Consider the following 12,490-nt stretch of genomic DNA (forward strand, 5'->3'; position numbering starts at 1 on the left):
TATATTCTTGAATTTATCCGGTAACTTTGCGGACTTTCAAAAGTTTACATTTTAACTATACATATTATGTCAGAAATTAAATCTGAAAAATTTATCCAGTACAAGGTGAAGGACATCTCGCTTGCTGAGTGGGGAAGAAAAGAAATCAGACTTGCAGAAGCAGAAATGCCGGGTTTGATGGCTTTGAGAGAAGAGTTTGGCCCTACTCAGCCTTTGAAAGGAGCAAGAATTGCAGGCTGTCTTCATATGACGATCCAAACTGCAGTTTTGATTGAAACCCTTGTAGCGCTGGGTGCTGAGGTGACTTGGTCATCTTGTAACATTTTTTCCACTCAAGATCATGCAGCTGCTGCAATTGCTGCGGCAGGAATTCAAGTATATGCTTGGAAAGGTCAAACTGCTGAGGAGTTTGATTGGTGTATCGAACAAACCTTGTTCTTCGGTGAAGACAAGAAGCCATTGAATATGATTCTGGATGATGGTGGTGACTTGACCAATATGGTTTTGGATCAATATCCTGAGCTTGTAGCCGGAATCAGAGGCTTGTCCGAAGAGACTACCACTGGAGTTCACAGACTTTATGAAAGAATGAAGAACGGAACTCTTCCGATGCCTGCTATTAACGTAAACGATTCTGTTACCAAGTCGAAATTCGACAATAAATACGGCTGTAAAGAATCATTGGTAGATGCTATCCGTAGAGCTACCGATGTGATGATGGCTGGAAAAGTTGCAGTTGTAGCTGGATATGGTGACGTTGGAAAAGGTTCTGCAGCTTCTTTGAGAGGAGCAGGTGCTAGAGTCATCGTTACTGAAATCGACCCAATCTGTGCCCTTCAGGCTGCGATGGATGGTTTCGCGGTGAAGAAAATGGTAGATGCTGTAAAAGAAGCAGATATCGTGGTAACTGCCACTGGTAACAAAGACATCATCACAGGTGAGCATTTCAAAGCGATGAAAGACAAGGCAATTGTCTGCAACATCGGTCACTTTGACAATGAAATCGACATGGCTTGGTTGAACAAAAATTATGGTAATACCAAGAATGTCATCAAGCCTCAAGTGGACTTGTACGACTTGGATGGAAAAGAAATCATCGTTTTGGCAGAAGGAAGATTGGTAAACCTTGGATGTGCTACTGGTCACCCATCATTTGTAATGTCCAACTCATTCACCAACCAAACGTTGGCGCAGCTTGAGCTTTGGCAAAACCATGAGAACTATCAGCCAGGTGTCTATGTGCTTCCAAAGCATCTAGATGAGAAAGTAGCTGCTCTTCACTTAACCAAATTGGGTGTGGAATTGGATACACTTTCTGATGACCAAGCCAAGTATATCGGAGTAGAAGTTCAGGGTCCATTCAAGCCTGAATACTACAGATATTAATTCAATAGTATCTTTTATGTTAAGGCCTCGGAAAAACTCCGGGGCTTTTTCGTTTTCGACTGATTTTTAAATCAAAATCAATCGTGTTAGTCCAATAAAAAAGATTGTTTCAGGGTTGAAGATCTATGGTTCTTCCGTCAGGAAGTACTGCCTTCACTTGAATGACACATTCTTGTGTAGAGGTATAGTTTACTGTATAGTTCAAGTCAGTAGAGCCACGGGAGACTTTCCAGTTTTCTTTTCCTTTTTGTGGCAGGGTAAATCCTTCACTGTAGCAATTGATAAAAAGCTCTTTGGCCTCCGTGATGGACTGGACAAAACTCCTCCCAGCCGGATTAATGCCTTCATGTCTTCCGACATAGCTGATCCCAAAAGGCCTAAAATTGAATCTGGACAAGAAATAGGTATAGGTTCCTTTGATGGTAAACCCAAGGTTGTTTTCGGTGGTGATTTTCAGATTTTCAAAGGATTCAGAGTTCTGGCTGGTTGAAAGTCTTTTGAAATATCTGATGCCATCAATTTTTGTTTTTTGAAAAGTATAGCCCTCATATTTCATCGTCCATGTAGGGTTGTTGGAATTGGCTTGAGAAAAATCCAATATGATTTTCCCGGATCTTGCCACGGTATTTTGTTGGTCACAGGTTTCTACTTTACTGTAATCCAGGGTAATCTCAAGTGTCTGGGAATTGAGTGATAAAGTGGGGCATCCTGGTAAACTTGCCGAGGTGATTCTGAAATAGTCGCCAAAAGAGAAATTACCGAGATAGCTGGATTCATTGACAATCTCAGAAAGTGTAAAAAACTGGTCAGCTTCCTGTAGCATGTCAGTTTGGATATCCTGACTGATGTCTTCGCTGCAGCTGGTCAGGAGGATAAATGAAAGAAGGTAAAGAAAAATTTTTTTCATATAAAAAGGAGAGCTTTTGATCCTTTCAATTACCGGGCCTGATTATTACCTTGAATCAAAACAAACTAATAATCCATGAATTTTAATAAAGGAATGCTTCGAGAGGATGCACTCAAAGATAAAAATATCCTGATAACTGGCGGAGGTACAGGATTAGGGAAATCAATGGGAGAGTATTTCTTGGAATTGGGGGCCAATTTGGTGATCACTTCGAGGAAACTGGACGTTCTCCAAGAGACGGCCAAGGAAATGATGGCTTCAAAGGGAGGTAAGGTACTTGCTCTGGCTTGCGATGTCCGGGAAATAGACCAAGTCGAAAAGATGTGGGAAAGTGCCAAAAAGGAGTTTGGAGAAATCCATGTTGTGCTCAACAATGCAGCAGGAAACTTTATCAGCCCTACGGAAAGACTTTCTACCAATGCTTTCAATACAGTATTGGATATAGTATTGAAAGGGACTTCACAGGTGACACTGACAGCTGGAAAAGATTGGATAGCCAATAAACAGGCGGGTGTCTTTTTGAATATCGTGACCACCTATGCTTGGACAGGCTCTGGGTACGTAGTTCCTTCAGCAGCTGCAAAAGCTGGTGTATTGGCAATGACGAGATCACTTGCGGTAGAATGGGCAAAGTATGGAATTCGAAGCAATGCCATCGCTCCCGGTCCATTTCCTACAGAGGGTGCCTGGAGCAGACTTTTGCCAGGAGATTTGGTTAAGAAATTTGACCCTGCTAAAAAAGTCCCGGTAGGAAGAGTAGGGGAGCACCAAGAGTTGGCCAACCTAGCAGCCTATCTGGTATCTGATTTTTCAGCATATGTTAATGGAGAGGTGGTAACTATAGATGGGGGAGAGTGGCTAAAAGGCGCGGGTGAATTTAATAACCTTGACCAAATTCCAGAGGAACTCTGGGACATGATGGAGGCATCCCGGGGAAAAAAGCAATGAGCCCCAAAGTGATTTGGGGCTATTTGAAGGCACGATGGAAAATGAGGGATCTTTAGATTGAGGGGTTAATCCCTTTTTCCAAAGATTCATTTTGCTGGACAGATTCTTTGATACTTTTCTTCAGAGAATCGTCCAGCATTTTAACTTCTTTTTTGATGATTCCAAGGAGCTTTTGGGTCTCTGAATCATGGGATTCTGTTTCTAAGATTTCCATCACTCCAATGATATTGGCGACTCTTGCACGCATCCCATGAGATTGCTGAAATGCCAAATCCTTTAAAAAATAATGGTGCTCTCGAAGCCAAACTTCCTGTTTTTTTCTTTCAGTAATGTCTATCAAAAATCCTTGGATCTGGATAGGGAGTCCTTCTGAAGACCATTTGGAAGGTTTTCCAAAACCCACCACCCAAGTAGTTTGGTTGTTTTTTGAAATGAGTCTGAATTCTTTTTTAAATGGTAGGTTCCCAGGCGTGTTCAGGTAGGATTTCAGTTCTTTCGCAAGATCTGAGTAGTCTTCGGGATGAATATGGTTTTTCAGGGAAATGTTCTGGGAGTTTTCAGCTTTTGTTTTGGTAAATCCCAACATCTGAGCGATTCCTGTACTTATTTGATCGGACTTGTTATCATGATCAAATACCCAAAACCCTAAGAGCTTATTCTCTAGGAGAGAGTCAAGAATTTCGTGCTTCCCTGAGTTTTCTTCCATAACTTCTGCCAGACCGATGCTATACGGCATCTTTTGTCCGACGTGATGACCTATTCCCAAGCAGGTATCATGCTCCTCAGAAATAAAGAAAAATTCCCATTTGGTCCTTGTGGTGGTTAACTCCGGGTAATTAATTTTTTGAAGCTCTACCAAAAAAGAAGGATGATGGCTTTGTTGAGCTTTTCTTTTCTGATTTTCATATTTTCCCCAATCTGAAGGGAGAAAGCAATCTTTGAAAAAAATCGGTTTTTCTGGACTATCAAAAAGGGTAGGTCCAGGTCCAATGGAGGAATTTGAGGATACCACTTGGCCAATATTATCCAAGGTCACTTGCAGAAAATATTCTGAAGCAAGAGTGATTTGGCTAAGAGCCTGTATGGATTCCCAGTTTTGCATCTAGATTTAACTCTCAGAGATTAGCAGGCGTAAATATAAAGAACAAAAATAAAGGTTCAAAATACATAAAAATATATTTAAAATGAATAGTGATTCTATGTTTCTTCATAGAAGTGAATTTGGAGATCCCCAGTGCGCCGGAAATGTTCTATCTCTAGTTGAGGCAAAGGTCTTGTTGGATGACTGGGTGAAGAACGAAAGGCTGAAGGTTCATATGAAGCAAGTTGCTCATTTGATGAAGTCTTATGCCGGAATCAAAGGCTATTCTGAGGATATTCAGCATCAATGGTATCTAGCAGGACTTCTTCATGATGCTGATTGGGACCAGTGGCCTGAGCAACATTGCCGTAAGATTATCGGGGAATTAGAAGACCGGAAAATAGATCCGCAGATCATCCGAGCCATTGCTTCACATGGTCCTAGATATTTTGGGGTGGAGCCAATTTCAGAGATGGATAAAATGCTCTATGCCTTTGATGAGCTCAGCGGCTTTGTCCATGCTTATTCTCTCATGCGACCAGAAGGATATGCCGGGATGGAAATCAAAGGAGTCAAGAAAAGGCTCAAGGACAAGACATTCGCTGCGCAAGTGAGCAGGGAGGATATCGCAGATGCTTCCGAGAAAGCGGGAATCTCCGTGGAGGAATTGATTCAATTTGTGATTTCCAATCAAGCGAATGCAGATTTGAATTAAAAAAAAGGCCGTGAATTTAGATTTCACGGCCTTATTTTTAGTCTTCCTCCTCGACTTGGTTTACTGGGCGAAAGTTGCCAGGAGGTAATTGTTCCGCCACTTCATCTTTTTCAAAAGGGAATACCTCTACAATAGGACTTTCAGTAATGTCCGGTACTCGGAAGCTTACTAACATATTGCTCAGACTTTCTTGAATTCGGTCATATGCCTGCTTCACGTCTTCTGCCGTTACGATCATGTATTGAGTGACTTTCTTTTCTTTGCCAGAATCTGCGTCCGCGATAAGGTAAGTCACCTTACACTTATGCCAGATATCTGCATCTTCGTAATAGAAAACGTCTACGATATTACTTTTGCTGATCCCGGTCACTTGAAAGTCTCCCCGAATCTGGGAACCTAATCTATCATATAGAATCGCCTCTGCTTCGGTAAAAGACACTGCATCCACCAAATATTGCTCAGAGATACTTTTCAGCAATCCTTCTTCAGTCTCCTTTGCATATTTTACTTTGCACAAAAACCAGGTTCTCATAGTCAGTTATTTTTCAGGCTCGAAAGTACTTTTTATCAGGCAAAGCAGCCAAAGAAATGGTGATGAAAATTGAGAAAATTTAATGTGGTAAGTCAATGACCTGAAAACCAGTAGTTCAATGTGGTGGATTGCAGTACGGAGAAAAGGTTAATTAAAAATGAATGGAAAATGAATTAACTTATACTTCGAATCCCTTATGAGCGAAAAGTTTCTATATAGTTTCCCGATCCAGCTGTTTTTACTCCATTTGAGGAAAAATTTGGCTTTAATTCTCGTTTGGATTGTTTTGGCAGGGATCGTCCTGGAGCAATTTGGGGTGGTATTAGGGATCCCATTTCTATTTTTGGATCCTGAGTATCTTCATGAGGTATCCTGGCTAAGCTTTTTTTTGATGGGAGTGGGGCTTGCTGTCATGACGATGGCTTTTCATATGACTACCTACATCATGGATGCAAGCCAGTTCAAGTTTTTGGCAGTTGTACCAAAGCCCTTCATTCATTTTTGTATTAATAACTCCATCATTCCCTTCGTCTTCTATCTGATATACACTATAAAATTTATTGTATTTCAGTTGGATAATGACCTTCCGTCTCAGTTCGAGGTTCTCAAATATTTCCTGGGATTTTCCTTGGGAAGTATAGTGTCTTATCTTTTGATTTTTGGGTATTTCTCCATGACCAACAAAGACTTTTTCGTCTTATTCGCGGGGAATGTGGACCGGCGTCTTCGAAAGGTAAGGCTGACCAGAGCCAATGCCCTCAATCAACTTAAAGAGCTTAAAGACAAGAAGGATAAAGTATTGGTCTATTTGACCATAGGCCTGAAGGTTAAAGATGTCCGTCCGGATATTTCCAGATTTGAGCATCGAAAGCTCCTGAGAGTATTTGATCAAAATCATCTCAACCTCTTCATTATACAGGTTACCCTGATTCTTTTTGTTTTATTTCTGGGAGTATTCAAGGAAAAGGAGATTCTTCAGTTTCCTGCTGCCATGAGTGCTTTGCTCCTTCTGGCCATTTTGGTCATGCTGGTCGGTGCAGTAAGTTTCTGGTTGAGAAGTTACGCCACGATTATGGTGATTGCTCTAGTGTTTTTAGGGAATTATTTTTCCAACCATGCTTTTTTAAATCGGCCCCATGAGGCTTTTGGATTGAACTATGCTGCTGAGCGCGCTCCGTATAATCTGGAGAGACTTTCTGAGCTATTGCATCCGGATACCGTTGAGAAAGACCGGGAGAATTTGATTCAAATTCTGGGGAATTGGAAGGGAAAGTTCCAGCAAGACTCTCTTCCCAAATTGGTCTTGGTGGCAGCAAGTGGCGGAGGGCAGCGGGCCTCACTTTGGACATTTCAAGTTCTTCAAAATCTCCACACCATAGCCGGCGGTAAGATTACCAGGCACACCCAGCTGTACACAGGAGCTTCAGGAGGGGTTATCGGGCAAGCCTTTTTCAGAGAAATTTACCTTCGCTCTTTGACTGATACGATCTACAACCCACTTGACCAGAAGTATTTGGACCAGATCTCAGCGGATAATCTGAATCCGATAATTTTCACCCTTTTGGTGAATGATTTATTGATCAGAAACCAAAAATTCGAATTTCGGGGATACAGTCACTTGAAAGACCGGGGATACGCTTTTGAAAAGCAATTGAATGATAATACCGAAGGAATCTTGGATAAGCCTTTGCAAGCTTATTACCAACCGGAGTTTGAGGGGATTATTCCTCTTTTGCCTGTGACAACCTTAGTGACAAATGACGGTAGGAAGCTGGTGATTTCTCCCCATTCCATGTCCTTTTTGGGGACATCCCTTTTGGGGAAATCGGCTAGGGATGAGAAAAAGCAAACCATTGATTTTCTTCGATTCTTTGCGGACCATGATTCAGACAACCTGAGATTTTTGAGTGCTCTTCGAATGGGGGCTACCTTTCCTTTTATCACTCCAAATGTTCAGTTGCCTTCCGACCCGATCATGGAAACTATGGACACTGGCCTTTCGGATAATTTTGGGATTCAGGATGCTCTCAGGTTTACTTATGTGTTTAAAGAATGGATTGCACAAAATACCTCTGGGGTTATATTGATTACGATTCGGGATTCTGAAAAGAATTTGGAGATACCCAAAACTGAACCCCAAAGAGTTTTTGAAAAAGTGTTTAATCCCTTGAAAAACATCTATTCAAACTGGGATCACGTCCAAACTATCCAAAACGAAGTTTTATTCAACTATATGGCAGAGTCAATGCCTTTTGACCTGACCAAGGTGGAGTTTGAATATGCGCCAGAGAAGGTACAGACTTCAGATCTTACTGGAAGTCAAGAGGCTATGCAAAGAGCATCCCTAAACTGGAGACTGACTGCAAGGGAGAAGAAGTCTATTCTGTTGAGTATTTATACCGAAAAGAATCAGGAGTCACTCCGAAAACTCAGGAAAATTTTTGAGGAAAATGCCCCGATTCCTGATTAATACGCAATACCAATTTTCTTGTAAATAAAGTGCATTAACCAAGCCGGACCAATCATCAAAAACTGGACATCTTTGAAGAATGAGGGTTTTTTGCCTTCTATATTGTGTCCAATAAATTGGACAATCCAGGCAATGACGAAAATCCCCAGGCTGATCGCCCATAATTTCCCAGGAAAAGAAATGGAAAGGAAGTTTGCCAAGGCCAAGCATACAGCAGAAAAGAAGAGCATCCCCAAAGTAAGAGGTACAGAAAGAGAGATGTAATAGATCAGCACAAAGATCAGCACGATCGTAGCCCAGTTGGCGAAATTTCCCAAGAAGGGGAGAGCATCTGCAAGAAAATCAGCCGGGATGCTGTAAATAAGCCCCACAATACTGAAGAAGATCGATGGTACGCAGATCCAATGAATCAGTTTATTGGTTTGATTTTGATGGCTTTCTCCGTATTCCTCAAGTAAAGCTTCTATTTTTCTCATGGCATTTTGGGATATAATGGGCTAGATTGTAGTCAAATTACTGAACCTGTAGAAAAAAATAAACCAATTTGTAGAATATGATTAGCTATTGGGAACAAAAAAATTTTTTATCCTATGACATTATTTTGATTGGATCAGGCTTTACGGGCCTGTCTGCGGCAATTCATTACAAAAAGAAACATCCCAAAGCGAAGGTATTGATTTTGGAGAAAGAAATCTTTCCAACCGGTGCCAGTACTAAAAATGCGGGATTTGCCTGCTTTGGGAGTCTTACCGAAATTCTGGATGACCTTTGGACGATGACTCAGGATGAAGTACTTCAACTCGTAAAAAAACGTCACAAAGGACTTACTGATATCAGGAAACAGTTTGGTGAAAAAGCTTTGGGATATGTTCCCAGCCATGGGTTTGAACTGCTGGATGAAGATAATCTTCCCGCTTTGGATCAGATGGACTACCTGAATAAAATCTTGAAAAAGACATTTAAAGCTGATGTTTTCTCCAAGGTAAAAAAGCACGAAAAGATGGGTTTTTCTTCCGCAGTGAAAGCCGTGGTGGAAAACCGCTTTGAAGGTGAATTGGATCCTGCCAAATATTTGAATTGCCTTTGGGAAATGGCTTCCAGTCTTGGAGTCAAGATCCTGACGGGAGTTTCTGTTGTCGAAATTCAGCGGGATTCAGGGTTAATCATTGCCGAAAACCTGGGCAAATCCAGGATTTATGAATTTAAAGCAGGCAAAATCGGGATTTGCACCAATGCATTTACCAAAAAACTCTGGCCGGAATCTGAAATTAAACCCGGTCGTGGCTTGATCTTGTTGAGTAAGCCTCTTGAAGACAAAATCCCTTGGAAAGGATCATTTCACATGGATAAAGGGTACGTCTATTTCAGGCAAATTGATGGGAGACTTTTGATCGGTGGGGCTAGGAATAAGGATATGGAAAAAGAAAATACCACTGATTTTGAAGTCAATCCCAAGATCAAAGCCCATCTGGTGGAATTAGCCAAAGAGGTGATTTTACCGGGGAAAAACCTGGATTGGGAAATGGAATGGACTGGGATTATGGCCTTTGGCAACAAAAAAATTCCTCTGATTCAAAGCATTGGAGAAAGAACTGCCGCCGCTGTTCGACTGGGAGGAATGGGCGTGGCGATCGGGTGGCAGGTAGGAAAGGACCTTTCCAAGCTTTTAGGGGGCGGTAATTAGAATTTTTTACTTAGATTGTCGATTCAAAACTTGCTTAAATTTTCTTGATGAACGGAATTCCCAGAGCTCCAAAAGTTCTTGACGCGCTAATCCCTCTTGCTTTCCTAATTATTCTTCTGGTATTCAATATCAGGGTTTTTGGTACTGATGGACTTTCAGGTTCCAACCAGATCGTTTTGATCCTTTCCGCAGCAGTAGCGGCATTGGTTGCGGTTTTCAAATTGGGATATACCTGGGAAACCCTTCAGGATGGCATTGTGAAAAGTATCAGTTCTGCCATGAGCAGTATTTTGATTCTTTTCCTGATCGGAGCACTTGCAGGTACTTGGCTGATCAGTGGCATTGTGCCAGCCATGATTTACTATGGACTACAGGTTTTGAGTCCCGTGATTTTTCTGTTAGCAGCCTGTTTCATCAGTGCGATAGTTTCTGTGGCCACGGGAAGTAGCTGGACTACAGTGGCTACAGTTGGGGTCGCTTTGTTGGGAATTGGGAAGGCTTTGGGATTTGAGGAGGGAATTATTGCAGGTGCCATCATCTCAGGGGCATATTTTGGAGATAAAATGTCTCCTCTCTCTGATACTACCAACTTAGCCCCGGCAATGGCGGGTACGGATTTGTTTACCCATATCCGTTATATGGCCAAGACTACTACTCCTTCAATTTTGATCACACTGATCATATTTTTGATTATAGGATTCAACTATGAGACCGACGGTGGGGTAGATGATGTCAAGACGATTTCTGCGGTTATTCAAAATAATTTCAACATCACACCTTGGTTGTTTATCGTTCCCGTTGTGGTGTTGGTGATGATTGTTAAGAAAGTCCCTGCATTACCAGCCTTGCTTACCGGATCCCTTTTGGGTGGTGTATTTGCCTTGATTTTTCAGCCTGAAATAATCATGTCAATCGCAGGAGAATCCGGAAATTACCTTTATCTGGGATTCAAGTCCGTGATGATGGCCTTGTATGGAGATATCGCTATAGTGACTGAAAATGATGTGGTGAATGAACTTCTGACCACAGGAGGAATGGCAGGGATGCTGAATACCATCTGGTTGATTATTTGTGCGATGATCTTTGGTGGAATTATGGAAGAAAGTGGAATGCTTAAAGTTTTGGCTGAATCGATCATCAAAAATGTTCATCGAGTCGGTTCTTTGATAGCCTCTACTGCAGCTACTTGTATATTCTTTAATATCACCACTTCGGATCAATACCTTGCCATCCTGGTGCCGGGAAGGATGTACGCAGACGTCTATCGGAAAAGAGGTCTTAAGCCTGAAAATCTCAGTAGAACGCTGGAGGATTCAGCGACAGTGACCTCGGTTTTGGTGCCTTGGAATACCTGCGGAGCTACTCAGGCTTCTGTTTTGGGGGTAGCTACATTAGTTTACGCACCCTATTGCTTTTTTAATATAATAAGCCCATTTATGACCATTCTTTATGGATACCTGAACCTGGGTATCCGATACATTGAGCCGGAAGAAGAGTTGGTATGATACCGTTTAGCATTAGCAAAGAAGAAATTAATGACCTTCCCTTAGGTCAGTTTGAGGGAGAGATTTTTCTTGTCGACAGTCTGGATGACGTGGAAGAGGTGGTTGAGTTTTTAGCGACCAAATCGATGATCGGATTTGACACTGAGACAAGGCCGACCTTTCGTAAAGGACAGTTTAACCACGTCTCTTTATTGCAGTTATCGACAGAGAGCCAGGCATTTTTATTTCGTCTCAACCATATTGGATTCCCGGATAGTCTTCGGTACCTGATGGAAAAGGAGCACTTGGTGAAAGTTGGAGCTGCAGTTCATGACGATTTGAAAGCGCTCAGAAAGCTGACAGATTCATTTCACCCCCAATCTTTTTTTGATTTGAATGATGAATTGAAAAAGGTCGGATTTCACAATGTGGGTGTTAGAAATCTATGTGGTATGGTCCTGAAAATCCGAATTTCAAAGGCAGAGCAAGTTTCGAATTGGGAAGCTGAAAAACTTACCGAAAAGCAAATGCGTTATGCTGCGACAGATGCCTGGGCTTGTTTGAAGGTATTCAAAGTCCTGCGGGAAAATGGTTACTTAGATCCCTTATTTAATCGGTAAGAAAGACCAGATTCTCTATTTCCTCAAGCCTTGTCACGACTTCTTCTTTAAGGCCTTCTCTGAATTGCAAAGTAAATCGACAATTCAGCTCCATGGTCTGTGTAATAATTTCTAAATCCAGCTTTTTAACGAGTTTCATGACCTCATTCATTGATGGGTAAGGAAACTCAATTTCGATCTCAGATTGGACAAATTCCCGGATAATTTCATTTGCCTCCAAGGCCATGGCTGCGGAAGTTTTGTAAGCCTGAATCAGTCCACTGACCCCAAGTTTGGTGCCACCATAATATCGTACCACTACCACAAGTGTATTGGTGAGATTGAAAGATTTGATTTGTCCAAGAATTGGATCTCCAGCTGAGTGATTTGGCTCCCCATCATCATTAGCTCTGAATTGCTCTCCATTTCTACCCTGAATCCAAGCATAGCAATGATGAGTGGCATCATAATATTTCTTTTTCAATTCCTGAAGGTGAGTTTTAATTTCATCCTCAGACTTGACCGGAAATGCATATCCCAAAAACTTACTCCCTCGGTCCTTTAAAATTGCCTCGCTGCTGCGAGATAAGGTCAAAAAAGAATCTTCATCACTCATTTCTTCCATATAACTATTCTTTGGTCTTGGAATCGAGCCGAAATTAGAAAATTAACCTAAGCCTAACC

The 12,490-nt window shown here is 41.7% G+C and carries 12 protein-coding genes; 7 read left to right on the forward strand and 5 right to left on the reverse strand.

Annotated elements, in window-relative coordinates:
- Window positions 1-66 precede the first annotated feature (66 nt).
- Complete coding sequence (gene ahcY, locus G458_RS0107400) at window positions 67-1,386, forward strand: adenosylhomocysteinase (RefSeq protein ID WP_026951335.1); 1,320 nt, start codon at window positions 67-69, stop codon at window positions 1,384-1,386.
- Between the two features lie 109 nt (window positions 1,387-1,495).
- Here ahcY and G458_RS0107405 read toward each other — a convergent pair whose 3' ends face one another.
- Entirely contained in the window at window positions 1,496-2,293 is a 798-nt protein-coding gene (locus G458_RS0107405; RefSeq protein ID WP_026951336.1) for a hypothetical protein, read from the reverse strand.
- Window positions 2,294-2,368: 75 nt separating this feature from the next.
- On the opposite strand from G458_RS0107405, the gene G458_RS0107410 reads away from it, so the two are divergent.
- Window positions 2,369-3,241: an SDR family oxidoreductase gene (locus G458_RS0107410; protein WP_026951337.1), complete on the forward strand. Its 873-nt coding sequence runs from the start codon at window positions 2,369-2,371 to the stop codon at window positions 3,239-3,241.
- Window positions 3,242-3,293: 52 nt separating this feature from the next.
- Here the strand turns inward: G458_RS0107410 and G458_RS0107415 are convergent, their stop codons facing one another.
- Entirely contained in the window at window positions 3,294-4,343 is a 1,050-nt protein-coding gene (locus G458_RS0107415; RefSeq protein WP_026951338.1) for a PAS domain-containing protein, read from the reverse strand.
- Between the two features lie 82 nt (window positions 4,344-4,425).
- On the opposite strand from G458_RS0107415, the gene G458_RS0107420 reads away from it, so the two are divergent.
- Window positions 4,426-5,037, forward strand: coding sequence for a hydrolase (locus G458_RS0107420; protein WP_026951339.1), 612 nt, complete (start codon window positions 4,426-4,428; stop codon window positions 5,035-5,037).
- Between the two features lie 37 nt (window positions 5,038-5,074).
- Here the strand turns inward: G458_RS0107420 and G458_RS0107425 are convergent, their stop codons facing one another.
- Entirely contained in the window at window positions 5,075-5,569 is a 495-nt protein-coding gene (locus G458_RS0107425; RefSeq protein WP_026951340.1) for a DUF4494 domain-containing protein, read from the reverse strand.
- A 196-nt stretch (window positions 5,570-5,765) separates the two neighbouring features.
- On the opposite strand from G458_RS0107425, the gene G458_RS0107430 reads away from it, so the two are divergent.
- The gene (locus G458_RS0107430; RefSeq protein WP_026951341.1) at window positions 5,766-8,039 is read left to right on the forward strand and encodes a patatin-like phospholipase family protein; all 2,274 of its coding nucleotides are present in this window, start codon (window positions 5,766-5,768) and stop codon (window positions 8,037-8,039) included.
- On the opposite strand, the gene G458_RS0107435 is transcribed toward G458_RS0107430, so the two are convergent.
- Complete coding sequence (locus G458_RS0107435; RefSeq protein ID WP_026951342.1) at window positions 8,036-8,515, reverse strand: Mpo1 family 2-hydroxy fatty acid dioxygenase; 480 nt, start codon at window positions 8,513-8,515, stop codon at window positions 8,036-8,038. The genes G458_RS0107430 and G458_RS0107435 overlap by 4 nt on opposite strands.
- Window positions 8,516-8,592: 77 nt before the next feature.
- On the opposite strand from G458_RS0107435, the gene G458_RS0107440 reads away from it, so the two are divergent.
- From G458_RS0107440 to G458_RS0107450, 3 genes are read left to right on the forward strand one after another with little or no spacing between them, the layout of a single operon-like run.
- Entirely contained in the window at window positions 8,593-9,723 is a 1,131-nt protein-coding gene (locus tag G458_RS0107440; RefSeq protein WP_026951343.1) for an NAD(P)/FAD-dependent oxidoreductase, read from the forward strand.
- A 47-nt stretch (window positions 9,724-9,770) separates the two neighbouring features.
- Window positions 9,771-11,228 (forward strand): Na+/H+ antiporter NhaC, encoded by a 1,458-nt coding sequence (gene nhaC / locus G458_RS0107445; protein WP_026951344.1) that lies wholly within the window; start codon window positions 9,771-9,773, stop codon window positions 11,226-11,228.
- Window positions 11,225-11,827 carry a 3'-5' exonuclease gene (locus G458_RS0107450; RefSeq protein WP_026951345.1) on the forward strand — a complete coding sequence of 201 codons (603 nt, stop codon included), beginning with the start codon at window positions 11,225-11,227 and terminating at the stop codon, window positions 11,825-11,827. The genes nhaC and G458_RS0107450 overlap by 4 nt, the downstream gene beginning before the upstream one ends.
- Here G458_RS0107450 and G458_RS0107455 read toward each other — a convergent pair.
- Window positions 11,817-12,431 (reverse strand): IMPACT family protein, encoded by a 615-nt coding sequence (locus tag G458_RS0107455; RefSeq protein ID WP_026951346.1) that lies wholly within the window; start codon window positions 12,429-12,431, stop codon window positions 11,817-11,819. The two genes, G458_RS0107450 and G458_RS0107455, sit on opposite strands and share 11 nt — an antisense overlap.
- Window positions 12,432-12,490: the final 59 nt, after the last annotated feature.

Source organism: Algoriphagus mannitolivorans DSM 15301, from assembly GCF_000429425.1.
Taxonomy (GTDB): domain Bacteria; phylum Bacteroidota; class Bacteroidia; order Cytophagales; family Cyclobacteriaceae; genus Algoriphagus; species Algoriphagus mannitolivorans.

Excerpts from the sequence above, each read along its gene's own strand:
- G458_RS0107415 (WP_026951338.1), bottom strand. The coding sequence starts at position 4,343 with ATGCAAAACTGGGAATCCATACAGGCTCTTAGCCAAATCACTCTTGCT.
- G458_RS0107430 (WP_026951341.1), top strand. The coding sequence starts at position 5,766 with ATGAGCGAAAAGTTTCTATATAGTTTCCCGATCCAGCTGTTTTTACTC.
- G458_RS0107450 (WP_026951345.1), top strand. The coding sequence starts at position 11,225 with ATGATACCGTTTAGCATTAGCAAAGAAGAAATTAATGACCTTCCCTTA.
- nhaC (WP_026951344.1), top strand. The coding sequence starts at position 9,771 with ATGAACGGAATTCCCAGAGCTCCAAAAGTTCTTGACGCGCTAATCCCT.
- G458_RS0107425 (WP_026951340.1), bottom strand. The coding sequence starts at position 5,569 with ATGAGAACCTGGTTTTTGTGCAAAGTAAAATATGCAAAGGAGACTGAA.
- ahcY (WP_026951335.1), top strand. The coding sequence starts at position 67 with ATGTCAGAAATTAAATCTGAAAAATTTATCCAGTACAAGGTGAAGGAC.
- G458_RS0107455 (WP_026951346.1), bottom strand. The coding sequence starts at position 12,431 with ATGGAAGAAATGAGTGATGAAGATTCTTTTTTGACCTTATCTCGCAGC.
- G458_RS0107435 (WP_026951342.1), bottom strand. The coding sequence starts at position 8,515 with ATGAGAAAAATAGAAGCTTTACTTGAGGAATACGGAGAAAGCCATCAA.
- G458_RS0107440 (WP_026951343.1), top strand. The coding sequence starts at position 8,593 with ATGATTAGCTATTGGGAACAAAAAAATTTTTTATCCTATGACATTATT.
- G458_RS0107410 (WP_026951337.1), top strand. The coding sequence starts at position 2,369 with ATGAATTTTAATAAAGGAATGCTTCGAGAGGATGCACTCAAAGATAAA.
- G458_RS0107405 (WP_026951336.1), bottom strand. The coding sequence starts at position 2,293 with ATGAAAAAAATTTTTCTTTACCTTCTTTCATTTATCCTCCTGACCAGC.
- G458_RS0107420 (WP_026951339.1), top strand. The coding sequence starts at position 4,426 with ATGAATAGTGATTCTATGTTTCTTCATAGAAGTGAATTTGGAGATCCC.